We start from the raw sequence: 24,250 nt of genomic DNA on the forward strand, positions 1-24,250 counted from the left end.
AAAATCGTTCGTAGATGCTATTCTTCGGGTGCCGGGAGAGGCTCGCACAGGGCCGTGGCGTCGCTGTTTTCCAGTCGTTTACAAAGCCGGATCCGATCCCGGAAACATTCGTCCGGCGCTCAGGCCGGTGCGGCAAACGCATCGGCCGCAACGGCCGTTCCGCCTGCGCCGCACGCCGCGGAGCAATCTTTTCGGCGGAAATTTCCCGAATCTCCCGGAAAATGCTATTTTTGCGGCTGACAAGAGCACGTTATGACAGAAAAGCTGATTCGGAAAGTCTGGATTGCGGTGTCCGCGGCCGCCCTCTGGGGATGCGGGGGCGCCTCCTCCTATACCGCCGTGGACGGCGTGATGCTCGGCACAACGCTGCATATCACGGCCGACGTGCAGGGCGTCTCCCCGCAGGAACTCTACGCCGCCGTGATGGAACTCGACCGCGAAGCCAAGGCGTCTATGTCGATCTTCGATCCGGGCTCGCTGCTGAGCCGGCTCAACCGCAACGAGACGGACAGCGTAGACCGCCATATCGCCTTCAACCTGCATCTGGCCGACAGCATCGGCGCCCTGAGCGGCGGCCGCTACGACGTGACGGTCAAACCGCTGGTCGAAGCGTGGGGGTTTGCCGGCAGGCAGGCCGAACGGCATCCCGACGTCGATTCGATCCTCGCATTCGTCGGCCGCGAAAAGGTCCGTGTCGAGGAGGGCCGGCTGGTGAAGGCCGATCCCCGCGTACAGCTCGACTTCAATTCGATCGCCAAAGGCTACACGGTCGATCTGCTCGCCCGGCTGGTCGAATCGTTCGGCGCCCGCAATTACATCGTCGACATCGGCGGCGAAGTCCGCTGCAAAGGGGTCAACCGGCAGGGCGGGCCGTGGCGCATCGGCATCGAAACCCCGTTCGACGGCAACATGTCCGACGGAGAATACGTGCAGAAACGCATCCGCCTGACCGACGGCGGTCTGGCCACTTCGGGCAACTACCGCCGCTTCTACCTCGATGCCGACGGCAACAAGGTGGCCCACACCATCGACCCGCGTACGGGGCGCAGCGCCGTGTCGCGTCTGCTCTCCGTGACCGTCGCCGCGCCGACCTGCGCCGAAGCCGACGCGCTGGGAACCATGTTTCTGGCCATGGGGGCCGACGATGCGCTGAAGGCCGTCAGGACGATGCCGGACGTGAAGGCCTATTTCATCCTCGCCGACGGGACCGACGGCTACGAAGAGTATATTTCACCCGCCATGGAGGCGATGATCATGCAATAACGATCCCTATGAAAAGCGCTGTTTTTCTCTACAACACCCAATCCGGGAAATGCAAAATCGAACGCTGCACCGAAGCCGTCTGCACGGTATTCCGGGCTTACGGCTACGATATCAAACCGCAGCTGATCGACTTCTGCGCCAATCCGTTCGACGGCAACGAACAGATCGACCTGATGGTCGTGGCCGGCGGCGACGGCACGGTCAACTACGTGGTCAACGCCATGAAAAACAAGGGGCTGGACATCCCGCTCGGAGTGATTCCCGCCGGTACGGCCAACGACTTCGCGGGTGCGCTGGGCATGTCGCACCAGCCGCTCGAAGCGGCGCGGCAGATCGCCTCCGGCGCGGTGGACCGCGTGGACTGCGGATGCGTCAACGGACTCTATTTCGTCAATATCTTCAGCTTCGGCATCTTCACGACCACCTCGCAGCGCACGCCCGACCAGCGCAAGCACAAGATCGGCAAACTGGCCTATCTGATCGAGGGCGTCAAGGAGCTGCGCGCGATGCACGCCGTGCCGCTCAAAGTGGTGGCCGACGGACAGGCTTTCGATTTCAACTCGCTGATGGTGCTCGTCTTCAACGGCGAGACGGCCGGCGGATTCCGCCTCGCGCGCCGTTCGTCGATCAAGGACGGTCTGTTCGACTGCATCATGCTCGAAAAGAAGAACTTCCTCCGTTCGACGCTGGCCATGGGCCGCTATCTGCTGCGGGGCAATCCGAAGATCGTCCGCCACCTTCAGGTGCGTTCGCTCGACATCGTATCGACGGTCAACGAACCGACGGACGTCGACGGGCAGAAAGGGGCCGAATTCCCGCTGCATATCGAGTGCATCGCCGGAGGTCTCCGCATCATGTGCCCCCGCGGAGAGTAGCGCCGTTTCAGGCGTTTGAAAGGCGTTTCAAGACGGTCGTTTCCGCCGCCGCCGGCCTGCGTACTTCGCTATTTTTCCTCCGGCCTATTGCAATTTCGGACGAAAATTGTTACATTTGTCCGAAAAACCACGACGATATGGCGGATAATATCAAAGCGACACGGACGACGCGGGAAGGAGGACGTGAGAATTTGCGGAAAGTTTCGATCTCACGCATCAAAAAGGAGATGAGCGACGTCTTCTATCTGTCGGACGATCTGGTAATCACCACACTCGACGCGCAGAACAACACGACGTCCGACTACCCGGCTTCGATCGACGGTTTCTCGGCCATCATCATGATGACGGGCGAAGCCACCGTGTCGATCGACATGCAGAACTACAACGTCAAGCCCAACACCATCGTCTTTTTCAATCCAGACAGCATCATCCGCACGGTGAAATGTTCGTCGAACGCCGCGGCTTATTTTCTGGCGTTCTCCAAATCGTTCGTCAATGAGATCCAGATCGACCTCTCGACGTCGCTGCCGGTCTACATGCGCTTCGGCAAGGCTCCCGTACTGGAGGTCACGCCGCAGGACGTGGACCAGATACGCCAGCTCTTCCAGCTCATCAAAACCATGCTGCGCAGCGACAAGGAGCGTTACCGCCACGAAATCATCCGGACGCTTTTCACCACGGCGTTCTACATCATCACCGAGATCAACCAGCGCGAGCAGCCCGGCGAGATCAAACAAGGCCGCTGCGAAGTGCTCTTCGACGAATTCATGTCGCTGCTCCAACAGTACAACAAACGCGAACGCAACGTCAGCTTCTACGCCAAGCAGCTCAATATCACGCCGAAATATCTCTCGTCCGTGGTCAAGGAGGTGAGCGGCAAAACCGCCGCGTGCTGGATCGACGAATCGGTGATTCTGGAAGCCAAGGCGCTGCTCAAATACTCCGGCATGAGTATTCAGGAGATCGCCTACCACCTCAATTTCTCGACCCAGTCGTTCTTCGGCAAATACTTCAAACAGCACACCGGCACCAGCCCCTCGCGCTACAAACGCAAAGGCTGAGCCGCAGATACGGCACGAAACCCTCTCCCGGAGAGGGTTTTTTGTTGTCTCCATCCGAAAAGTACGGGGGTGCAGCCCGGTATTCGTCGATATAACATGAATTTCGAGCGGCCGTTTCTCAGCTGTTCGACGCTTATTTTGTAAACCATAGCGTAAACCGGAAAAACATGAAAATCCCCAAGGCGACCGTCACGGCGGTCCTTTACAAATCGAAGACCCTCGCCAGCGGCGAACACCCCGTCATGATAAGGGTCTGCTACAACAGCAAACGCCGATACAAAAGCACGGGACTCTCCTGTCCGGCGAAATGGTGGAACGCCGCGAAGCAGGAGGTGCGCGAACGGCATCCGCTGGCCCCGAACATGAACGCCATCATCGGTTCCGAACTGACGGCGCTGAAAAACAAAGTGCTGGATTTCGAGCGGCAGGGGGTGCCCTACTCCGTGCAGCGCATATTCGAAGCCTCGGTGCGTAAACCTCCGCCCCGGAAAACCCTGTACGACCTCTTCGAAGAGCGTATCGCTTATTTCAGGGACACCCTCCAGAAACACAACACGGCCACCGGCTACCAGACGCTGCTCCATATCGTCGAACGGTTCTCTCAGCACCGGACCGTCGAGCTGTTCGACGTGGACGGCGCATGGCTCGGCGAGTTCGAGGAGTACCTCCATGCGCATTATGCCGATACGAGCATCAAACGGTTTTTCAGCGCCCTGAAAGCGCTGATGAACTACGCCTGCCAGAACGGACTGCTGGACGCCAATCCATTCGACCGCTTCCGTCTGAGCCGCAGGCTCGACGTGCGGACCGCCAAGCGGGCGCTCACGACCGACGAACTTGACAGCCTGATCCGTTACTACCTCGATACATATTATTATAAGACCCGGAAGAGACCCGATCCCCGGACGATGAAAAGACGCTGCTGGCGCGCGCCATGCCGCGGATGCCGGGGCGAAGAGCGGCAGGCGTCGTACGACGCCGAGCAGTTCGCGCTTTCGATGTTCATCTGCTCCTATATTTTTCAGGGGCTGGCGCTGGTCGATCTGGCCCGCCTGAGGTGGAAGGACCTCGTATGCGTGGAGATTCCGGACCGGGAGAAGTCCGACCGGGATTGTGCGGCCTACGGCCCCCGGTATGCCGAAGCGCATAAGGAGACGGTCGCTTTTTACGAAATCAACTTCGTTCGGGCCAAAACCCTGCATCCGATCCGCATTCTGGTCGAACAGCGGGTGGCGTGGCCCTATATGAAGCCGTTCGCCCGCACGGCGAAGGGCGGCGCCGGAGACGACTTCGTTTTTCCGATCTACTTCGACGACGACCCCCAACGCCGGTTCGAACGCATAACCTATGCCAACAACGTGATAAACCAAGGGTTGCAGCGTGCGGCGAAGCGCATCGGCCTGTCGCGGAAAATCACCTTCTATTCGGCCCGTCACACCTATGCGTCACGTCTTTATCACGCCGACGTGCCGCTGCCCCTGATCGCCCAGAACATGGGACGCAACCCTGCGGAAATCGAAACCTACCTCAAAGAGTTCGACACGGACAGAATCATCAGCGCCAACAAGCGGGTCTGGCAAATCCCCGGCCCCGCCTCCAAAGACCCGAAAACCGGTGCCGGTTTGTAAACCTCCATGTAAACCGAGTCGTCATGCGAGGTTGTAACATCATAAATATCAATATATAACTTGACGTGTATTTTGTTCTTAACCGGAACAATGTTAGCCGGTGTCGGTTGTAAAGACTACGACGACGACATCGACAAACTCAACAACCGCCTCGACGAGTTGACCACTGGTAAAATCGCGACTTTGGAGTCGCAGCTCAGTTCGTTGCAGACATCTGTCGATAACCTGAAGAGTGCCGACGAAGCTCTCGGTAAACGGATCGACGAACTAAAGAGTGATGCAGATGCCAATGCCAAGGACATCGAGGCTTTGGAGAAGGCACAGGAACAACTCCAGAAGGACATCGAAGCTATCGAAAAAGACCTTTCGGACAATTATGTTACGAAAAGCTATCTGAACACGACGCTTTCTTCGTATGCGACTACCAAATACGTGGGTGACGCCGTAGCGGCCGTAACGCAGAACCTTGGCAAATTTACGACGGAGAAGGCTATTCAGGATGCCATCAATGCAGCAAAAGACGCAGCTATAAAGGCTGCCGGCGACGCCTGCAAGGATGCATTCCAGACTTCGTTCGATGCTGCCGTCGCTTCGGCCAACCTCGTGAACGAGACCAAGCTGACCAAGGCGATCGACGATTACGATGTAAAAATCAAGCAATATCTTGAAGATGCCGTAACGAAAGAGGACGGTTTCATCAACAAGGCTATTGCTCAGGCTGTAAGTGACGCTGTCGCAGACCTGCAAGCCATGATTTCAGGCCGTCTGACCAGCGTGCTGCTGATTCCCGACCTTTATGTCGGCGGCATCGAGACCATCGAGTTGAAATCGTTGTCGTATGAAGCTTGGAAAGTCACCTCGACCGCATCGGCCGAGACCGTGGCACAAGGTTCGACGACTTCTACGACCGCAGCTTCGGCTACTTCGGTACGCTACAACGTAAGCCCCTCGGTCGTTACGAAAGAGGATGTCAAAGAGCCGAGCTTCGTATTCGAAAAGGCTGAGGTTCGCACGCGTGCCGCTGTCAGCGAACAACTGCTGAGCGTCGCTTCATGGGATATCGCTGGCGGCGTGCTGACCGTAGACGTGAAGAAGACTGCAGGCACCGCTCTTACGCTGGATGCTAACCATGTTTACACGGCTGCTCTGAAAGTACCCCTCGCAGACAAATACCTCGGCGAAGGCGAAGTAGGCACTGCTGTATATTCGGATTATGTCGCGCTGACCGAAACGGCCATCGAACCGAAAATCGCAGCTCTGATCGACCTGAACTCTGGTAAAGCGACAGATGGCAAGTTCGAGTGCGACGAAACTGCAACCCACTATCATTTCTCGGCTAAATACGAGGATGCACAGGCTGCCGATCCTTCGTTCACCGAAGCATACAACAAACCGATCGACCTGCTGTCGATGGTTACCGGCTGCTATATCGATAACGACGAAGCCAAGGAAATCACCAAAGAGACACTGAAAGCCGCCGGCCTTGAGTTCCGTTTCGCACTGCCGACCAAGCCTTATACGGTAGGTGACAACGATACCGACCAGCAGAAATTCGCCAGCGTAGCCAATACGGACGGCGCATGGACGCTGACCTCGAAACTGCCCGACGGAACGACCAACAACCAAGCAGCCATCGACAAGACGCCGATCGTTCGCGTCGAGCTGGTTGACGTAAACAACAAGAACGCCGTCGTCGATGTCCGTTATTTCAAGGTGCAGTGGCTGAGGGAGAAGATCGCTCCGGTTGATCTGGAGATTCTCAAGACGTTCAACTACACGCTGACTTGCAACGCTTTCACCGGTTCGTTCACTTGGGAAGAGATGGTTACCAAGGTGCTCGGCAAGCTCGGTGAGAATGGTCTGTCGCAGGCTGAGTTCATCGCAACCTATGCCGCACCCGAAATTACCGCAACCGACCATACCGTGGGTACAGTGGCTCAGGCTGCTGCCGATGGTGTCGAGCTGGTTTACAATTTCGATGCCGCCGCTGCCGAGTCTGCTGCCGCCTTCACATGGACGCTGTCGCCTGAGCAGATCGGCAATGTGATCGCAGACCTGATCGCCGGCAAGGAAGTGAAGAAGGTTGTCAATGTGACGATTCCCGCACAGAACGCATATCAGGGCAAACTCACTTTCTCGTTCGTTGTGAACATTAAGAAGCCGACCCTGCCTTCGATCTACGGTTACGACTCCTCGTTCTGGCACTCGGATTACACGCTGGCATATGTTTATCCCATCCAGTACAATACGCCCGGTGCATATGCGACCTGCGCATACCGTTATGAACTCGACCGTCTGTTCTCCGACAGCAAACCTGTCAAAGATATGCTTCCCTGCGGCAAATGGGATATCCAGTTCGCCAAGAAACAGCCTGCTACGGGTTACGCTCCCGCACTGACTGGCAACACCGAACCTGCCGGCGAAACCGACAAGACGGGTTACACGCTGAAAAAGGGCGCTTTGGATGCCGTTCAGCTCAACTACAACGGTATGGGTGACAACTGGTACGCTCCGGAAACCACGAACACGGGCGCCGTAAACGCTGCTGCCGCTGCTGACATCACCGTACAGGTACTCAACAACGAAGCCGGCATCGGTATCCTGAAACAGCAGGCTACGCTCAAGGTTTGGGCTGCAATCAATCCCTACAACCACATTGAACTGACCGACTTCAATGTCTACTTCGTCGAACCTCTTAAGATCAACACCGAGCTGACCAATGCATACTTCGTAGACCAGATTATCAGCGGGTCCGAGGTTGACTGTTCGAAAGCCTTCACGATGACCGACTTCAAGGACTACATCGTGGCTGAGGTGACGACCGGTACGGGCGAGAAGGAGAAATATGCTGCCGAACTCTATGCCTACTATGCAGTGAATGCTCCCGCATGGGACCTTGCAAATGCCAAGACCAACCTGAAGAAGGATGCCAACGGCAACTACGTAGTGGATGAAGCGATCACCGCAGAGACTGCCAAGATCAAGGCTGCAGACCGTTTCGGTGTGAACTGCATCACTAAGAATGGCTCGAAGCTCGTCTTCAAGAATATCAACGGCGTGAAGGTCGAGAAGACCGTCAAGCTCTTCATTCCGGTTACCGTCAGCCACAAGTGGGGTACGATGACCGCCAACGTGACGATCGAGCTGCACCCCGAAGAGCCTGCTAACTAATCCCCCTTTCCCGCTATTCCGGCGCCGTCCTTCGGGGCGGTGCCGGGAACGCGGGAAATCAAATCCCCAAAGCAGGAACAGCACATCCCAAAGTTTTTTTGGTTAACAACAACTCCCATTTCAAGTAACATTCCTGCTTGCGGCAGACCGAAGAGGCGCGGTCTGCCGCTTTTTTTATCCGGAATCTCCGCAATATTCTTCCGTCTCTCCGGCACACTGCGGCCGCCGGCACGGACTCCGCCGCCGGCCGGGCCGTCTGTCCGGCCAATCGCCGTTTCGAAATCCGCCCCGCAATACGTCTGGGAGGTCCGCAGACGGCGGTTATCCGGCTGTCGGCCCCCGTCCGACAACGGCTTCGCGCCCGACGGCATCCGGCGGCATGCATCTCAAAAATTTGATTTTGAACCGATGTTGTATTATCTTTGCATGCGGACGCATAATAAATTCGGGAACCATGAAAAGATACATAGCAACACTCTTGCTCCTTGCCGCCTGCGCTTCGGTGCAGGCCCGCGAGGTATTTCCGCTCAACGAAGGATGGCGTTTCTTCTTCAAGTCGGAGAACAGCAGCGACAACGCCCGGCACGTAACCCTGCCCCACACATGGAATACCGACACGGGAGCCTGCGGTTATTTCCTCGAAACGACAGCCAATTATCAGAACGACATGTACGTACCCGCCGAATGGGCATCGAAACGGTTGTTCGTGAAGTTCTACGGCGTGCAGAACGTCGCCGACCTCTTCGTGAACGGCTATCATGTCGGCGCACACCGCGGCGGGTCCACGGCCTTCACCTTTGAAATCACCGACAAGATACGCTTCGGCGAGGACAATGCGCTGCTGGTCGTGGTGAGCAACAACAGCCGCGACGACGTGCTCCCCGCTTCGACCGACATGAATCTTTACGGCGGCATCTACCGCGAAGCGGAGCTGATCCTGACCGGAAAGACGGCCGTTTCACCGCTCCACCTCGGTTCGGAGGGCGTACTCGTGCGCCAGAATTCGGTCACCAGCGCGCTGGTCGAAGGCGAGGCGGAGATATATCTCACCTCGGCGGGCGAAAGCACCTGCATGCTGACGCTCGACATCACGGCCCCGGACGGACGCAAGGTCTTCACCAAACGGCAGAAAACCCGTCTCGACGGCAGACCCGTCGTCATCCCCTTCTCGATCGCCGATCCGCAGTTGTGGAGCCCCTCCTCTCCGGCGCTCTACCGGGTAACGGCCAGCATCGGCGAAGAGACCGTAACGGACAGCGTGACGGTACGCACGGGTTTCCGGAACATTCAGGTAACCACGGCGGGCGGCCTTACGATCAACGGCGAGCGCATTCCGGTTCACGGCGTGACGCTCTATCACGACAACGCCATTTCGGGCGGCGCGGTTCTGGCGCAGGATTACGACGCCGACCTGCAGCAAATCCGCGATCTGGGAGCCAACGCCCTGCGTTCGGCCGTCATGCCCCACGCGCAGTATCTCTACGACCGCTGCGACGAGCAGGGCCTGCTGGTCTGGGTAGACTCTCCGCTGCACCGCTCCTCGTTTCTGGGAGACGTGGCCTACTTCGCCACGCCGCAGTTCGAGCAGAACGGCATACAGCAGCTGCAGGAGATCATCGCCCAGAACTACAACCACCCTTCGGTGGTGATGTGGGGCATCTTCTCGCGGCTCTGGATGCGCGGCGACGACGTGACGCCCTACCTGCGCCGGCTCAACGACACGGCGCACGCAATGGACCGTTCGCGTCCGACGGTGGCGTGCAGCGACCAGAACGGCGCCCTCAACTTCATCACCGACCTGATCGTCTGGCGGCAGGACGTCGGCTGGCGCAAAGGCTCGACCGACGACGTGGCCGTATGGCGCAACCAGCTGCAGAAGAACTGGTCCAACCTCCGTTCGGGCGTATGTTACGGAGGCAGCGGCTTCATCGGCCACAAGAGCTACACGGCGCAGGCCGCCCCCCGCTCGAACTGGATGCCCGAAGAGCGCCAGACGCGCTTCCACGAGGAATACGTGAAGAACCTGCAGAACGATTCGCTCTTCTGGGGCACGTGGATCAACAACATGTTCGATTACGGTTCGGCGCGCCGTCCCTACGGCATCAACGGCGAGGGGCTGGTGACGATCGACCGCCGCGAGCGCAAGGACGCATACTACTTATACAGGGCTTTGTGGAACGAACGGAAGCCGACGCTGCATATCGTAGACAAGCGGCGCAGCCTGCGCGACCGCAACCGGCAGGCGTTCAGCGTCTATTCGTCGGTCGGAGCGCCTACGCTGTTCGTGGGCGCGGACACCGTGGCGATGACCCAATACGCCGCCTGCCAGTACCGCTCCGACTCGGTGGAAATACAGGGTATCGTGAAGGTGAAAGCAGTGGCCGGGGAGCAGTGCGACAGCGTAACGCTCAGAGTCGGCAACGTGCTAAAACCGAAGCGGCAGCCGGTCCCTCGGCGAACAGCAGGTCCGCAACAGACAAATTAGGCTGGAAAGGCATGCGGTCGGAAAAGACCTGCACATAGGGTTCGGCGATAAACGCCGGACCCTCTTTTTTGCGCTTGGGACGCAGGTCGAGGTCCCCGGCGGCGGCATCGACATAGCTCTCGGAAAAGTCCGGCATCGGGACATGCGTCAGCGAACAGAGCAGTTCGAGCAATCCGCGGTTGTAATCGGCCAGAAATCCGTACTCCCGGCGGTAGAAAGGCTCGAAATATTCGGCGTAGAAATCGAAATAGGGCGATCCCTTGTACGAAGCGACCAGCGCGCCCCAATGCTGATGCTGCCAGCGTTTCGAATAGTCGATCCGCACGTCGCGCACCGGCTGGCGGGGCCGGTTGGCATTGCGCACATGCACCGTCAGCTCCATCACGCCGTCGGTGGCGAGGATGCGGGCGCGGTTGCGCTCCGAACGCTTCACGAAGTGTTCGCCCAGATCGACGACGCACCCTCCACGCAGCAGGTGCGCGAAGTACTCGGCCGAGGGGAGGTATGCCAAAGGCAGAACGGTCATGGCTCCACCCAGTCGCCGTTGTCCCGGATCAATTCGACGAGCCGGTCGAGCGCCTCCTCCTGCGGTATGTTGCGCTCAACGACCGTGCGGCCCTTGTAGAGCGTGATGCGCCCCGGAGCGGCGCCCACGTAGCCGTAATCGGCGTCGGCCATCTCGCCGGGACCGTTCACGATACAGCCCATGACGCCGATCTTGAGGTTTTTCAGATGCGACGTGCGCGACTTGACGGCGGCGAGGGTCTTCTCAATGTCGTAAAGCGTGCGGCCGCAACTCGGACAGGCGATATATTCGGTGTGCGAGAAGCGCACGCGCGCCGCCTGCAGGATCATCAGCTCGATATTGCGGATCTCCTCCTCCGCGAAGCCCGGCGCGTCGATCCAGATGCCGTCGGCCAGCCCGTCGAGAAACAGCACGCCCAGATCGGCGGCGGCCTTGACAGCCAGCGTCTCCGGCGAAGTCTCCCCGTAACGGCGTTTGACCACGACGGGCCGGGGCGTGTCGAGGTTCAGGATCGCGGCCCGCAGTTCGGCCGTGGGATTCTCCGACACGGCTTCGATCACGCAAAAACCCTCCAACGGCTCGGTGTGGACGACAGGCACCGCGACGTTCGTACGGCGGCGGTATTCGGTCGGCGAATAGCGTTCGGGATGGAGTACGGGGAATTTGCCCGGCCGCCGGGCAAAATGCTTCACCAGCAGCTCGGCGACGGGGATTTCGTTTTCGGGCGCTTCGGTCAGCGAAACGCGGATCGTATCGCCGATGCCGTCGGCCATCAGCGCCCCGATGCCCACGGCGCTCTTGATGCGCCCCTCGATACCGTTTCCGGCCTCGGTAACGCCCAGATGAATCGGATAGTGCATATCTTCGGCGTCCATCGCTTCGACCAAGAGACGGTAGGCAGCGACCATGACCCGCGTGTTGCTCGACTTCATCGACACGACGACCTGATCGAACCCCTGCGCCTTGCAGACCCGCAGAAACTCCATCGCCGAGACGACCATACCCTGCGGCGTATCGCCCCAGCGGTCGAAGACGCGCTTCGAGAGCGACCCGTGATTGACGCCGATTCGCAGTGCGACGCCCCGCTCGCGGCATTGGGCGATCAGCGCCTCCAACTCGCCGTGATCCGTACGGTAATTGCCGGGGTTGATGCGCACCTTGTCGACATATTTCGCGGCGATGGCGGCGACCTCCGGCACGAAGTGGATGTCGGCGACAATCGCCGTGTCGAAACCGTCCTCAAGCACTTTCCGTACAATGTTTGCGAGGTTCTCGCCCTCGCGGCGACCCTGCGCCGTGAGACGCACGATCCCGCCTCCGGCACGGTCGATCCGCTCGATCTGGGCCGCGCAGGCTTCGGTATCGTTGGTGTCGGTATTGGTCATCGACTGTACAGCGACAGGATGCCCGCCGCCGATCACGACCCGCCCGATGCGCACTTCGCCGCTCGGACGGCGGCTGTATTCCGAAAGATTCATAATCGTTCACGCTTGCAACGCAACGGACCGCACCGTCCCGTCGCAGCGCCGGATTGCTCCGAATACCGCCGGGACACGGCCTGTCCGTGCGAAAATATCGTCCACAAAGATAACACACAATTTTGCGAACTGCGAATAATTCGCTATATTTCGAAGAATCCCCAATCCTGCGCACCATGAAAACCACCCTCCGGAAACGTCTTTCCTACCTCCTGCTGTCATTGCTGGGCTTCGCATCCGCCTGCGACAGGGAGCCGGTGGAGATGTACGGGGTACCGCGCGCCGACACCCGCACCCAAGGCAGGGTAACCGACAAAAGCGGCAATCCGATCCCCGGAATTCAGGTCCGAAGCAACGGCGCCCCAAGCAAGGCGGTGCGCACTATGGCCGACGGCAGTTACGACATAGCGGACGAATCGGCATCCAGAACGGCATGGCTCACCTTTACGGACACGGACGGTCCGGAAAACGGCGGCCAGTTCGCCGAAAAGAGCGTCGAGGTGACATTCACCGAAGCCGACCGCACGGCAAAGGGCGACGGCTGGTACGAGGGCAGTTTCGCCCGCACCGGCGTAGACGTCACGCTGGAAGAGAAAAAATAGACCGCACGCTGTTCAAAACCGCTCTTTTTATTCCCGCCCTGTCGAAACAGCGCCGGGAATAGTATCTTTGCTGCCGAAATACAACCTGTCATCATGTCCAAAAACATGTCCGCACTCCGACCTTTCCTCTTTGCACTGCTGCTCGCAGCGACGGCAGCGGCCTGCACGCCCCGACGCATCGACATCGGAAACGACATAACCGTCCAACGCCTTGCCGAAGGCATCTACCTCTACACGGCCGTCGATGAGATCGAGGGCTACGGTCCCGTGCCGTCGAACGGCGTTCTGATCGTGCGCGAGGGCGAAGCCGTCCTGCTCGACACCCCCGTCGGCGATGCGCAGACCAAAGCGCTGACCGACTGGGCGGCCGAAACGCTCCGCGCCCGCGTCACGACGTTCGTGCCCAACCACTGGCACAGCGACTGCATGGGCGGGCTGGGCTATCTCAAAACGTTGGGCGTGAAGTCCTATGCCCACCGCCTCACCCGCAGCATCGCGCAAAGGGAGGGCAAGCCCGTTCCCGACATCGGTTTCAGCGACTCGCTGCGGCTCGACCTGCACGGCACGGAGATTCGGTGCTATTATTTCGGCGGCGGACACAGCGAAGACAACATCGCCGTCTGGATTCCGTCGGCAAAACTGCTTTTCGCGGGCTGCATGGTCAAGGAGATGGCGGCGCAGAACGCAGGCAACCTCTCGGACGCCGTTCCGGCAGCGTGGCCCGCGACGCTGGACAGCCTGCTCGTGCGGTTTCCCGACGCGCGGATCGTCGTGCCGGGGCACGGCGCCCCCGGCGGACCCGAACTGATCCGCCACACCCAAGCGCTGCTCTCCGAAGCAGCCTCAACAGACAATCGGCGGAAGGAATAACGGAAAACCTGCGGGGATTATCCGTTTTTTCGCATATTTTCGGAATATCGGATGCGTTTCGGACAAGTCCGAAAATAAATTTTTCGTTTTGTCGCCCGACTTTCATTATATTTGTCGTGTGGAGTATCTGGACAACGATATAAAATACGTAGGCGGCGTCGGCGAAGCGCGCGCCCGGCTTCTGGACAAGGAGCTGGGCATCCGCACGCTGGGCGACATGCTGAGCCACTATCCGTTCCGCTACATCGACCGCACGAAAGTCTACCGCATCGCCGAAATCACCGAGGGCGCGCCCACGCTCCTGCAGTTCCGCGCCCGCATAACGGGGGTGGCCTATGCCGGTACGGGGCGTAAAAAACGCTTCACGGCCTACGTGCAGGACCCGACGGGATCGGCCGAACTGGTGTGGTTTCAGGGCATCAAATGGATCGAAAAACGCGTCGAAGTCGGACGCGAGTACCTCATCTTCGGACGTCCGTCGTTCTACCGCGGACTTCTGTCGATGGCGCATCCCGAACTGGAGACCATGGAGCAGGCCCTCTCGCGCAAGGCCGAAAGCGGCATGCAGGGCATCTACCCCTCGACCGAGAAACTCTCGAACGTGCTCGGCGCCAAAGGCATGTACCAGATCATCTGCAACACATGGGCGCTGGTCAAGGACCACATCACGGACTGCATGCCCGAAGCGGTGCGCGCCCGCTACGGACTGATCCCGCTGCGCGACGCCTACTACAACATCCACTTCCCGCAGTCGGCCGAACTGCTCAGGCAGGCGCAGTACCGGCTCAAGTTCGACGAACTGCTGGGCATCCAGCTCAACGTCCAGTCGCGCCGCACGGAACGTCTGTCGAAGAACAACGGCTTTCTGTTCATGAAGGTCGGCGGGGTCTTCAACACCTTCTACAACAAAAAGCTCCCCTTCCCGCTCACCGGCGCGCAGAAGCGCGTCGTCAAGGAGATCCGTCAGGACACCGTGACGGGATTCCAGATGAACCGACTGCTGCAGGGCGACGTGGGCAGCGGCAAGACCCTCGTGGCGCTGATGTCGATGCTGCTGGCCGTGGACAACGGCTTTCAGGCCTGCATGATGGCCCCGACCGAAATCCTCGCCCGCCAGCACTTCGCGACGATCACGCGCATGCTCGAAGGCATGGACGTGAAGACGGCGGTCCTGACCGGATCGTCGAAGGCCAAGGAGCGCCGGCTGGCGCTCGAAGGGATCGCGTCGGGCGAGGTGGACATCCTCATCGGCACGCACGCCCTGATCGAAGACCGGGTGCAGTTCGCCAACCTCGGATTCGTGGTGATCGACGAACAGCACCGCTTCGGCGTGGAGCAGCGCGCCCGGCTCTGGACCAAGAACGAACAGCCGCCCCATATCCTCGTGATGACCGCCACGCCGATTCCCCGCACGCTGGCCATGACCCTGTACGGCGATCTGGACGTCTCGGTGATCGACGAGCTACCCCCCGGACGCCGGCCGATCAAGACCGTGCACTACACCGACGCGGCGCGCCTGCGCCTGTTCGGATTCATGAAACAGGAGATCGCCAAAGGACGGCAGGTGTACGTGGTCTATCCGCTCATCAAGGAGTCCGAGGCGATGGACTACAAGGACCTCACGGACGGTTACGAAGCCATCTCACGCGATTTCCCGCTGCCCGATTACGTCACGACGATCTGCCACGGCAAGATGAAGCCCGCCGACAAGGAGGAGTCGATGCGCCAGTTCAAGTCGGGCGAAGCCGACATCATGGTCGCCACGTCGGTCATCGAGGTCGGCATGGACGTGCCCAACGCCACGGTGATGGTCATCGAGTCGGCCGAGCGGTTCGGACTCTCGCAGCTGCACCAGCTGCGCGGACGCGTGGGCCGCGGCGGCGAACAGTCCTACTGCATCCTCATGTCGGGCGAAAAGCTCTCGAAGGAGTCGCGGGCGCGCCTGCAGGCCATGTGCGAGACCAACGACGGCTTCCGGCTGGCGGAACTCGACCTCAAGCTGCGGGGCGCCGGAGACATCAACGGCACGCTCCAGAGCGGCATGGCATTTGATCTGAAAATCGCCAATCCCACGCTCGACGTGCAGATACTCACCGTCTCGCGCGAAGCGGCGGCGGCCATTCTGACCGCCGACCGCGATCTCTCGCTCCCGGAACACCGCGGACTGCGGGAGCTGAGGCGGAAGTATTCGGGACAAGAAGAGATTGATTTTTCAATGATTTCGTAATATTTCAAAACCACCGAACGTTTATCCTTAAAAACCCTGTCCATGAAACGATTGCTTATCACGATACTATTCCTCTCGGCCGTCCTGCCCCTCCCGGCCCAGCTCTACCATCCGGGCGAGCAGCTCTTCTACCGCGTGAGCTACAAGGCCAAGATGTTCCCCAACACCGAGGTCGGCGCCGTAGAGGTCAAGACCAGCGACAGCGAAATCGCCGGCCGCAAATACTACAAGGTCGAGGGCATCGGCCGCACTCTGCCCACTTACCGCTGGTTTTTCAACCTCGAAGACATCTACACGGTATGGATCGACCCGGAGACGAAGCGCCCCGTACGTTTCGAAAGCGACCTGCACGAAGGCGACTATACGTTCCAGAGCTACTACAACTACGACTGGGAGAACAATCAGGTCTTCACCCGCTGGCGCCGCCGCCAGAAACCCTATCAGGAGAAAACCATGCCGCTGACGCCCGAAAGCATGGACGCCATCGCGCTCTTCTTCACCATGCGCGGATCCGACGCCGACAGCTTCAAGCCCGGCGAGCCGGCGACGCTCCAGATGGTGCTTCAGGACACGATCCGGCACCTGAGCTACCGCTTCATCAACCGCGAGACAAAGAAAATCCGCAACATGGGCAAATTCAAGACCCTGAAGTTCGAATGCCAGCTGGGCACCACCGAAGGATTCTCGTTTACCGACGGCACGGTCTTCACGCTCTGGATCTCGGACGACGAGAACAAAATCCCGCTTTACATCGAATCGCCCGTGCGCGTGGGCAGCATCAACGCCTATATTTCGGGCTACAAAGGGCTTAAATACCCGATGACGAGCCTGATAAAATAAAAATTTTATATCTTTGCAGAAACGAAAGTTACCCCGGCGAACATCAAATTAATCCTATTTCCGAAAAACCAGCTTTTATGGAAGAAAATAAGCAAGGATACGACCCCTCGGAATTCGAGGACGACGACTACATGACTCCCCAGCCCGACGCGGGCAAATCCATCCGCGGCTACCGCATCGTCATCATCATCCTGTCAGTGATTCTGGTGGCCCTTTCGGCGCTCTATTTCAGCATCCACCGCCAGCAGATGATCGACAACCGGCTGCTGCAGAGCGACCGCGACTCGATCCAGAACGATCTGGGACGGCTGATGACCGACTTCGACAACCTGCAGGTCACCAACGACAGCATCTCGGCGGGGCTGACCATCGAACGCGACCGCGCCGACTCGCTGATGACGCGTCTCAAGAAGGAGCGTTCGTGGAACCTCGCCAAAATCAAGCAGTACGAGAAAGAGGTAGGTACGCTGCGTACGATCATGAAGGGCTACATCCGTCAGATCGACTCGCTGAATACGCTCAACAAGAAACTCATCAGCGAAAACGTCGGCTACCGCAAGGAGATCTCGTCGGCCAAACTGCGCGCCGAAATGGCCGAGGAGAAGGCCGCCGAACTGGACAACAAGGTACGTGTCGGCGCCGTGATCCGCGCCCGCGACATCACGCTGGCGGCGCTCAACGCCAACAGCAAACCGGTATCGCGCGTCAAGAACGCCGCCCGCCTGCGCGTGGACTTCGTGCTGACGGCCAACGAACTGGCGACGCCGGGCGAAAAGACGATCTACGTGCGCATCACCTCGCCCGACGGCTACGTGCTGACCACCGAAGCCATGCCGACCTTCGACTTCGAGGGCGAACGCCTGAGCTATTCGGCCATGCGCGAAGTGGACTACCAGAATCAGGACCTCGACGTGGGCATCTTCTACAACAGCACCGGATTCGCCGCAGGCACCTACACCGTGCAGCTCTTCTGCGAAGGCCGCCTGATCGGCACCTCGCAAATCGCCATGCGCTAACCGCGGCACCGGTCTCCGGCAATCCGCCGGACCCCGGCTGCAACCCGCACGAACATATGAATTCCCGGTCTTCACCACGAGGACCGGGAATTTTGTTTTCGCCAGCACGTCACAGCCCGCCGGAAAGGAAAGAGTACGCCCAACGAAACGGGCTGGGACGCAACAGGGAGAGAGGACAGCGGCGGAACGCGGGACAGCCACAAACAACGGCAAACCATGAGAGCGGCAAAACGCGGGAGGAACAAAGCCCGAACAGCGGCAAAACTCAGGACAACGGCAAACCGGAACTGCCACAAGCCGGGAACAGCGGCAAAACCGGGACAACCACAAGCCGGAGCTGCGGCAGCATGCAGACAGGGCGGAGGACAGCGGAAGACAGCGCCGAAACGAGATAAATAAAAGGGAGAAGTCCGCGGACTTCTCCCTCATACCCCGTAAACCGGCGGCCCGAATCGGAGCGAAACAGACCGGCCCGGCGAATACGGCTTATTTGTTCTCCTGCTGCCAGATCAGGGCCGAAGCGCCGAGAATAGCGGCGTTCTTGCCCTGAATACCGCTCGGAAGCAGTTTCACCTTGTTCTTGAATACGAAGAGCATGTTCTCTTCCATGTACCACTGTGTGGGTTCGAAGATCAGCTTGCCCGCCTTCGACAGACCTCCGAAGAGGAAAATCGCTTCGGGAGAGGTGACCGTCACCACGTCGGCCAATGCGCGGCCCAGCAGCTCGCCCGTATAGCGGAAAGCCTCCAGCGCCACCGGGTCGCCCTGCTCCGCCGCAGCCGAAATCATCGACGCATCGAAGTCCGCGAAGGCAATGTCGCGCAGTTTGCTGGGCGCCGTCATCGTCGCCATCAGCTCGAAAGCCGTGCGCTTGATGCCCGTCGCCGAAACATAGGTCTCCAGACAGCCCCTGCGCCCGCAGCCGCACTCGCGGCCGTTGCGCTCGACGATGATATGACCGAACTCGCCGGCAAAACCGTCGTGTCCGTAGATCATCTCGCCGTTGGAGACGAAGCCCGAACCGAGTCCCGTGCCGAGCGTGATCATCACGAAGTCGCGCATACCTTTGGCGTTGCCGTAAATCATCTCGCCGATCGTCGCGGCATTGGCGTCATTGGTCACCAGTACCTTCACGCCGCCGAAACATCTGCCGATATCGTCGGCCAGCGGAAAGAGACGGCGGCTCTCGTCGGGATTGGGGTCGCCCTCGCGGAATTTCCAGAGGTTGGCGGGATTCTCGACCGTACCCTTGTGGAAATTGGCGTTGGGGGCGCCGATGCCGATGCCCGTCAGCTCGTATTCGAACGAAAGACTGTCGGCCAGCGCGTGCATCGCCTGACACAAATCTTCGACGTAAGCCGGATAATCGTCTACATGAGGATATTTCTTGGTCGAAATGACCGATTCGGCATAGAGGTCGCCGTTCTCATCGACAAGGCCGAAGGCGGTGTTGATGCCGCCGATATCCACGCCGATCGCGAGTTTTTTCATAATATGTCCGGTTTAAAAAAGTTAGCAATTATCAGGTCAAAGTTAATCCAAAATTCGGCTACTCCAAACTTTTTTCCTACTTTTGGGACAGATTCCGCTCCAAAATGTAGTACTACAATGATGCAAACGAACGAGCAACTGCTCTTGGCAATCGAAAATTATCTGGCCCAGACCGAGTTCCCGGCCGAACCCGAACGTCTCTACGCACCGATCGGCTATTCGCTGGCGGGCGGCGGCAAACGCCTGCGCCCGATGCTGCTGATGCTCGCACACGGCATTTTCACCGACCGGTTTCAGGCCGCCCTGCCGGCTGCGGCCGCCGTCGAGGTGTTCCACAACTTCACGCTGCTGCACGACGACATCATGGACAACGCCGCCGTGCGCCGCGGCAAACCTTCGGTCTATGCCAAGTGGGGGCCGAGCGTGGCGATCCTTTCGGGCGACGCCATGATGATCTGCGCCTACCGCCTGCTGAGCGAAGTGCCCGCGGAGCTGCTGCCCCGGATACTGGGCACGTTCAACACCATGGCGCTCGAAGTCTGCGAAGGACAGCAGTACGACATGGACTTCGAGAGCAAACGAAAGGTCTCGGTCGTGGAATACATGCACATGATCGAACTCAAGACCTCGGTGCTGCTGGCCGGCTCGATCACCATCGGCGCCATGCTGGGCGGCGCCTCGGAGGAGGACTGCCGCAAACTGCGCCGTTTCGCCATCGAGCTGGGGCTGGCTTTCCAGCTTCAGGACGACCTGCTGGACAGCTACGGCGACGACCGGCTGGGCAAAGCCATCGGCGGCGACATCCTCGAAGGCAAGCAGACCTACCTGATGATTACGGCCATGAGCCGCGCCGACGAAGCGACGCGCGAAGCGCTGCGCACGACCCGTCTCGACGCGCGGCTGTCCGACGCCGAAAAGATCGCCGCGGTAAAATCCATTTACGACCGGCTCGACGTGCCGCGTCTGACCGAGCAGCAGATTTCGTTGCGGTTCGAGCGGGCGCTCTCGATCCTCGATACGCTGTCGGCGGACAAGGCCCGCACGCAGCGCATCCGCGAATACGCCGAAAGTCTGATAGGACGCAAAAACTGACATGCGACGTTCCGATATAGAGATCATGGCCCCCGTGGGGTCGTACGAATCGCTGGCGGCGGCCATTCAGGCCGGAGCCGATTCGGTTTACTTCGGCGTCGGCAAACTCAACATGCGCTCGGCGTCTGCCGCCAACTTCACGCTCGACGATCTGGCGAAGATCGTCGCCACGGCACGCACCGCAGGCGTGAAGACCTATCTGACGGTCAATACCATCGTCTATGAAGACGAGCTGCGGACCGTTCACGAGGTGATCGACCGCGCCAAGGCCGAGGGCATCGACGCCGTCATCGCCTCCGACTTCGCGGCGATTCTCTACGCACGGCGCATCGGCGTCGAGGTCCACATCTCGACCCAGAGCAACATCTCGAACTCCGAAGCCGTGAAATTCTTTTCGCAGTGGGCCGACACGGTGGTGCTGGCCCGCGAACTGACGCTCGAACAGGTGGCGCGGATTCACCGCGAAATCGCCGAGAACGACATCCGGGGACCGCGCGGCGAACTGGTTCAGCTCGAAATGTTCGCCCACGGCGCGCTCTGCATGTCGGTTTCGGGCAAATGCTATCTTTCGCTCTACGAGACCAACTGCTCGGCCAACCGCGGCGCATGCCGCCAGCTGTGCCGCCGCAAATACACCGTCACAGACAAGGAGACCGGCGCGGCGCTGGACGTGGACGGCCGCTACGTACTCTCGCCCAAGGACCTCTGCACGGTCGATTTTCTCGACAAGTTCATCGGCGCGGGCGTCCGGGTGCTGAAGATCGAGGGCCGGGCGCGGGGCGCGGAGTATGTCAAGCGCGTGGTGGAGTGTTACGACGAGGCGCTGCGCGCCATCGAAGCCGGGACATACACGCCCGAACTGGCCGCCGGACTGAAAGAGCGGCTCGCTACGGTCTTCAACCGCGGATTCTGGGAAGGCTACTACGCAGGACGACCCGTCGCCGAACACAGCGAACATTACGGATCGGCAGCCACGCGGCGCAAGGTCTACGTGGGCAAGGTGACCAACTTCTACAAAAGGATATCGGTGGCCGAAGTGCTGGTCGAAGCGGCTCCGCTGGCCGTGGGAGAAGAGATATTCTTCATGGGCGCCACGACGGGCGTCGCCGAACAGACGCTCGCCAAGCTGCACGACACCGACGGAAAGCCCGTCCCGTCCGTCGCTCAGGGAACCTTGTGCGCGGTACGCACCCAAGGGACGATCCGCCGCGGCGACCAGCTCTACAAATTCGTCGATGCGCAATAGCCCGCGCCGGCCGGACAGCACGTATGCCGGACGACATATATATCAAGGAAACGCCTTCGGGCGTTTTTTTCGTTACGATTTTCAGCCAGCGAAAGCACTCAGACCCGCTTATCATAAAATTTTTATCGAAAAACAATAAATTTTATTTGTTTTTCAAAATTTCTTTTGTAAGTTTGCAGTGTCGCAATTAAAAAAGACATCCTATGGAGATCGAAAAAATCATCCGCATGCTGGCCGTATTCATCGTCGTGGCCGCCTTCGCGCTCTCGGTAGCCGTCCAGCTTCTGTTCCCCGAAGTTTCGCACCTGTCCGACACGCCGCTGCTGATACTGCTGATCCTCTCGGTCTGCGCCATCTGGCGCGACGCCCTGCGCTCCGAAAAGCAAAACGAAAACACAAACGAATAATCCCATGAAAAAACTCCTTCTGTTCGCCGCAGCGGCGGCCGTTCTCGCCTCCTGCGCACCCAAGACGGCCCCTGAGCTGCCGATGGAAACCTTCTTCCGCAATTCGGAGAAGACCGGTTACCAGATATCGCCCGACGGCCGCTATTTCTCCTACATGGCGCCTTACGAAAGCCGCCGCAACATCTTCGTACAGCCCGTGGACGGCAAGCAGGCGGTGCGCATCACCTCGGAGACCGAGCGCGATCTGGCCGGATACTTCTGGGCCGGCGACAACCGCATCCTCTACCTGAAGGACACGGGCGGCGACGAGAACTACCAGCTTTACGGCGTGAACATCGACGGCAGCGACCCGAAGGCCTACACCGCCATTCCGGGCGTCCGCACGCAGATCATTGACCCGCTGGAAGAGATCGACTCGCTGATAATCATCGGCACCAACCAGCGCAATCCGATGATCTTCGACCCCTACCGGCTGAACCTCAACACGGGCGAGATGACGATGCTGTGCGAGAATCCCGGCGACATTCAGGGCTGGCAGACCGACCACAACGGCCGCCTGCGCGTGGCTTACGCCATCGTGGACGGCGTCAATTCGCAGATCCGCTACCGCGAAACCGAAGCCGAGCCTTTCCGCCCCGTGCTGACGACCAACTTCAAGGAGAGCGTCTCGTTCGCCGCCTTCACCCCCGACAACAAGCAGGTCTACGCCGTCACCAACCTCGGACGCGACAAGGTCGCCCTCGTGCTGATGGACCCCGCGACGTGCGAGGAGATCGAACAGCTCTACGTAAACGACAAATACGACTTGGACAACATCTGGTACAGCGACGCGCAGAAGAAACTGCTCGGCGTCTCCTACACCGGCCACAAAGGCACCGCGCGCCACTTCTTCGACAAGGCGACGGGCGAGATGTTCGGCCGCATGGAGAAGCACCTGCGCGGCTATGCCATCGGCATCGCCGGCTCGAACAAGGCCGAGGACAAATACATCGTCTATGCAGGCGGCGACCGCACGATGGGCACCTATTACCTCTACGACGTCGAGGCCGACACGATGACCAAGCTGGCCGACCTCGCGCCGTGGATCGAAGAGGAGCAGATGGCCGAGATGATCCCTATCAACTACACTTCGCGCGACGGTCTGGAGATCGAGGGCTACCTGACGCTGCCCGTGGGCAAGACCGTGCACAACGCCAAGAACCTGCCCGTGGTCGTGAATCCCCACGGCGGACCTTGGGCCCGCGACTACTGGGGCTTCAACCCCGAAGCGCAGTTCCTCGCCAACCGCGGCTACGCCGTGCTGCAGATGAACTTCCGCGGTTCGACGGGCTTCGGACGCAAATTCACCGAAATCGCCTACGGCAAGTGGGGCCAGACCATGCAGGACGACATCACGGACGGCGTGAACTGGCTGATCGGCAAAGGCATCGCCGATCCCGCGAAGATCGCCATCTACGGCGGCAGTTACGGCGGCTACGCCACGCTGCAGGGCATCGTGAAGGATCCCGACCTCTACGCCTGCGCCATCGACTACGTAGGTGTGTCGAACCTCTTCTCGTTCCTCGAAACCATTCCGCCCTACTGGAAACCGATGCTCGACATGATGTACGAGATGGTCGGCAACCCCGAAAAGGACGCCGAGATGCTGCGCGAGAATTCGCCGGCCCTCAACGCCGAGCGCATCAAGACCCCGCTGCTGGTGGTGCAGGGCGCCAACGACCCCCGCGTGAACATCAACGAGAGCAACCAGATGGTCGAAGCGCTGCGCAGCCGCGGCGTGCATGTGGACTACATGGTCAAGGACAACGAAGGCCACGGCTTCCACAACGAGGAGAACCGTTTCGACTTCTACCGCGCGATGGAGAAGTTCCTCGCCAAATACCTCAAGGGCGTCGAACCGCAGGGCGGGATCGTGCCGGAGAGCGACCGCAGATAAACCGGAATCACAACCAGCCACAAGCATACTACCATA

At 59.6% G+C, this 24,250-nt stretch carries 18 protein-coding genes; 15 read left to right on the forward strand and 3 right to left on the reverse strand.

The features are described from left to right. Positions 1-252: 252 nt before the first annotated feature. The 6 genes from ACESTR_RS09715 (at position 253) to ACESTR_RS09740 (ending at position 10,483) form a co-directional block, all read left to right on the forward strand. Positions 253-1,263, forward strand: a complete 1,011-nt coding sequence (locus ACESTR_RS09715) for an FAD:protein FMN transferase (RefSeq protein WP_278433088.1) — start codon at positions 253-255, stop codon at positions 1,261-1,263. 8 nt (positions 1,264-1,271) lie between these two features. Then, on the forward strand, positions 1,272-2,138 hold the full coding sequence (locus ACESTR_RS09720) for a diacylglycerol/lipid kinase family protein (RefSeq protein WP_009596694.1): 867 nt from the start codon (positions 1,272-1,274) through the stop codon (positions 2,136-2,138). A 137-nt stretch (positions 2,139-2,275) separates the two neighbouring features. Then, entirely contained in the window at positions 2,276-3,199 is a 924-nt protein-coding gene (locus ACESTR_RS09725; RefSeq protein ID WP_302268069.1) for an AraC family transcriptional regulator, read from the forward strand. Between the two features lie 167 nt (positions 3,200-3,366). Beyond that, positions 3,367-4,827 (forward strand): site-specific integrase, encoded by a 1,461-nt coding sequence (locus ACESTR_RS09730; protein ID WP_302268070.1) that lies wholly within the window; start codon positions 3,367-3,369, stop codon positions 4,825-4,827. Positions 4,828-4,917: 90 nt separating this feature from the next. Then, positions 4,918-7,998 carry a hypothetical protein gene (locus tag ACESTR_RS09735; RefSeq protein WP_014775188.1) on the forward strand — a complete coding sequence of 1,027 codons (3,081 nt, stop codon included), beginning with the start codon at positions 4,918-4,920 and terminating at the stop codon, positions 7,996-7,998. A gap of 454 nt (positions 7,999-8,452) precedes the next feature. Continuing rightward, entirely contained in the window at positions 8,453-10,483 is a 2,031-nt protein-coding gene (locus tag ACESTR_RS09740; protein WP_373179197.1) for a glycoside hydrolase family 2 protein, read from the forward strand. Here ACESTR_RS09740 and ACESTR_RS09745 read toward each other — a convergent pair. Continuing rightward, entirely contained in the window at positions 10,407-11,009 is a 603-nt protein-coding gene (locus ACESTR_RS09745) for a WbqC family protein (RefSeq protein WP_195289616.1), read from the reverse strand. The two genes, ACESTR_RS09740 and ACESTR_RS09745, sit on opposite strands and share 77 nt — an antisense overlap. Further along, entirely contained in the window at positions 11,006-12,487 is a 1,482-nt protein-coding gene (ispG, locus tag ACESTR_RS09750) for a (E)-4-hydroxy-3-methylbut-2-enyl-diphosphate synthase (protein ID WP_278714283.1), read from the reverse strand. Before ispG ends, ACESTR_RS09745 begins: the two co-directional genes overlap by 4 nt. Before the next feature lie 176 nt (positions 12,488-12,663). On the opposite strand from ispG, the gene ACESTR_RS09755 reads away from it, so the two are divergent. From ACESTR_RS09755 to ACESTR_RS09775, 5 genes are all read left to right on the forward strand, one after another. Continuing rightward, the gene (locus ACESTR_RS09755; protein WP_278994715.1) at positions 12,664-13,089 is read left to right on the forward strand and encodes a radical SAM-associated putative lipoprotein; all 426 of its coding nucleotides are present in this window, start codon (positions 12,664-12,666) and stop codon (positions 13,087-13,089) included. Between the two features lie 105 nt (positions 13,090-13,194). Then, positions 13,195-13,959, forward strand: a complete 765-nt coding sequence (gene bla / locus ACESTR_RS09760) for a subclass B1 metallo-beta-lactamase (RefSeq protein WP_288299119.1) — start codon at positions 13,195-13,197, stop codon at positions 13,957-13,959. A 118-nt stretch (positions 13,960-14,077) separates the two neighbouring features. After that, positions 14,078-16,186 carry an ATP-dependent DNA helicase RecG gene (gene recG, locus ACESTR_RS09765; protein ID WP_315976110.1) on the forward strand — a complete coding sequence of 703 codons (2,109 nt, stop codon included), beginning with the start codon at positions 14,078-14,080 and terminating at the stop codon, positions 16,184-16,186. 42 nt (positions 16,187-16,228) lie between these two features. Next, positions 16,229-17,026: a DUF3108 domain-containing protein gene (locus ACESTR_RS09770; protein WP_009596913.1), complete on the forward strand. Its 798-nt coding sequence runs from the start codon at positions 16,229-16,231 to the stop codon at positions 17,024-17,026. 77 nt (positions 17,027-17,103) lie between these two features. Further along, entirely contained in the window at positions 17,104-18,042 is a 939-nt protein-coding gene (locus tag ACESTR_RS09775; RefSeq protein ID WP_270388407.1) for a hypothetical protein, read from the forward strand. 486 nt (positions 18,043-18,528) lie between these two features. Here the strand turns inward: ACESTR_RS09775 and ACESTR_RS09780 are convergent, their stop codons facing one another. Beyond that, positions 18,529-19,533, reverse strand: coding sequence for an ROK family protein (locus ACESTR_RS09780; RefSeq protein ID WP_014775193.1), 1,005 nt, complete (start codon positions 19,531-19,533; stop codon positions 18,529-18,531). A 120-nt stretch (positions 19,534-19,653) separates the two neighbouring features. On the opposite strand from ACESTR_RS09780, the gene ACESTR_RS09785 reads away from it, so the two are divergent. From ACESTR_RS09785 to ACESTR_RS09800, 4 genes are all read left to right on the forward strand, one after another. Then, the gene (locus ACESTR_RS09785; RefSeq protein ID WP_050805076.1) at positions 19,654-20,625 is read left to right on the forward strand and encodes a polyprenyl synthetase family protein; all 972 of its coding nucleotides are present in this window, start codon (positions 19,654-19,656) and stop codon (positions 20,623-20,625) included. 1 nt (position 20,626) lies between these two features. Further along, entirely contained in the window at positions 20,627-21,871 is a 1,245-nt protein-coding gene (locus ACESTR_RS09790) for a peptidase U32 family protein (RefSeq protein ID WP_373179201.1), read from the forward strand. 203 nt (positions 21,872-22,074) lie between these two features. Beyond that, positions 22,075-22,278, forward strand: a complete 204-nt coding sequence (locus ACESTR_RS09795; protein ID WP_009596810.1) for a hypothetical protein — start codon at positions 22,075-22,077, stop codon at positions 22,276-22,278. Between the two features lie 4 nt (positions 22,279-22,282). Further along, positions 22,283-24,214, forward strand: coding sequence for a S9 family peptidase (locus ACESTR_RS09800; RefSeq protein ID WP_009596857.1), 1,932 nt, complete (start codon positions 22,283-22,285; stop codon positions 24,212-24,214). Positions 24,215-24,250 lie beyond the last annotated feature (36 nt).

It is taken from the genome of Alistipes sp. DJF_B185 (assembly GCF_964250025.1).
GTDB lineage: Bacteria > Bacteroidota > Bacteroidia > Bacteroidales > Rikenellaceae > Alistipes > Alistipes finegoldii.

What these genes read in the sequence shown, in the direction of transcription:
- bla (WP_288299119.1), top strand. Translation starts at nt 13,195, where the DNA reads ATGTCCGCACTCCGACCTTTCCTCTTTGCACTGCTGCTCGCAGCGACG.
- ACESTR_RS09745 (WP_195289616.1), bottom strand. Translation starts at nt 11,009, where the DNA reads ATGACCGTTCTGCCTTTGGCATACCTCCCCTCGGCCGAGTACTTCGCG.
- ACESTR_RS09800 (WP_009596857.1), top strand. Translation starts at nt 22,283, where the DNA reads ATGAAAAAACTCCTTCTGTTCGCCGCAGCGGCGGCCGTTCTCGCCTCC.
- ACESTR_RS09770 (WP_009596913.1), top strand. Translation starts at nt 16,229, where the DNA reads ATGAAACGATTGCTTATCACGATACTATTCCTCTCGGCCGTCCTGCCC.
- ACESTR_RS09735 (WP_014775188.1), top strand. Translation starts at nt 4,918, where the DNA reads ATGTTAGCCGGTGTCGGTTGTAAAGACTACGACGACGACATCGACAAA.
- ACESTR_RS09725 (WP_302268069.1), top strand. Translation starts at nt 2,276, where the DNA reads ATGGCGGATAATATCAAAGCGACACGGACGACGCGGGAAGGAGGACGT.
- ACESTR_RS09775 (WP_270388407.1), top strand. Translation starts at nt 17,104, where the DNA reads ATGGAAGAAAATAAGCAAGGATACGACCCCTCGGAATTCGAGGACGAC.
- ACESTR_RS09740 (WP_373179197.1), top strand. Translation starts at nt 8,453, where the DNA reads ATGAAAAGATACATAGCAACACTCTTGCTCCTTGCCGCCTGCGCTTCG.
- ACESTR_RS09785 (WP_050805076.1), top strand. Translation starts at nt 19,654, where the DNA reads ATGCAAACGAACGAGCAACTGCTCTTGGCAATCGAAAATTATCTGGCC.
- ispG (WP_278714283.1), bottom strand. Translation starts at nt 12,487, where the DNA reads ATGAATCTTTCGGAATACAGCCGCCGTCCGAGCGGCGAAGTGCGCATC.
- ACESTR_RS09755 (WP_278994715.1), top strand. Translation starts at nt 12,664, where the DNA reads ATGAAAACCACCCTCCGGAAACGTCTTTCCTACCTCCTGCTGTCATTG.
- ACESTR_RS09720 (WP_009596694.1), top strand. Translation starts at nt 1,272, where the DNA reads ATGAAAAGCGCTGTTTTTCTCTACAACACCCAATCCGGGAAATGCAAA.
- ACESTR_RS09730 (WP_302268070.1), top strand. Translation starts at nt 3,367, where the DNA reads ATGAAAATCCCCAAGGCGACCGTCACGGCGGTCCTTTACAAATCGAAG.
- ACESTR_RS09790 (WP_373179201.1), top strand. Translation starts at nt 20,627, where the DNA reads ATGCGACGTTCCGATATAGAGATCATGGCCCCCGTGGGGTCGTACGAA.
- ACESTR_RS09715 (WP_278433088.1), top strand. Translation starts at nt 253, where the DNA reads ATGACAGAAAAGCTGATTCGGAAAGTCTGGATTGCGGTGTCCGCGGCC.
- ACESTR_RS09780 (WP_014775193.1), bottom strand. Translation starts at nt 19,533, where the DNA reads ATGAAAAAACTCGCGATCGGCGTGGATATCGGCGGCATCAACACCGCC.
- ACESTR_RS09795 (WP_009596810.1), top strand. Translation starts at nt 22,075, where the DNA reads ATGGAGATCGAAAAAATCATCCGCATGCTGGCCGTATTCATCGTCGTG.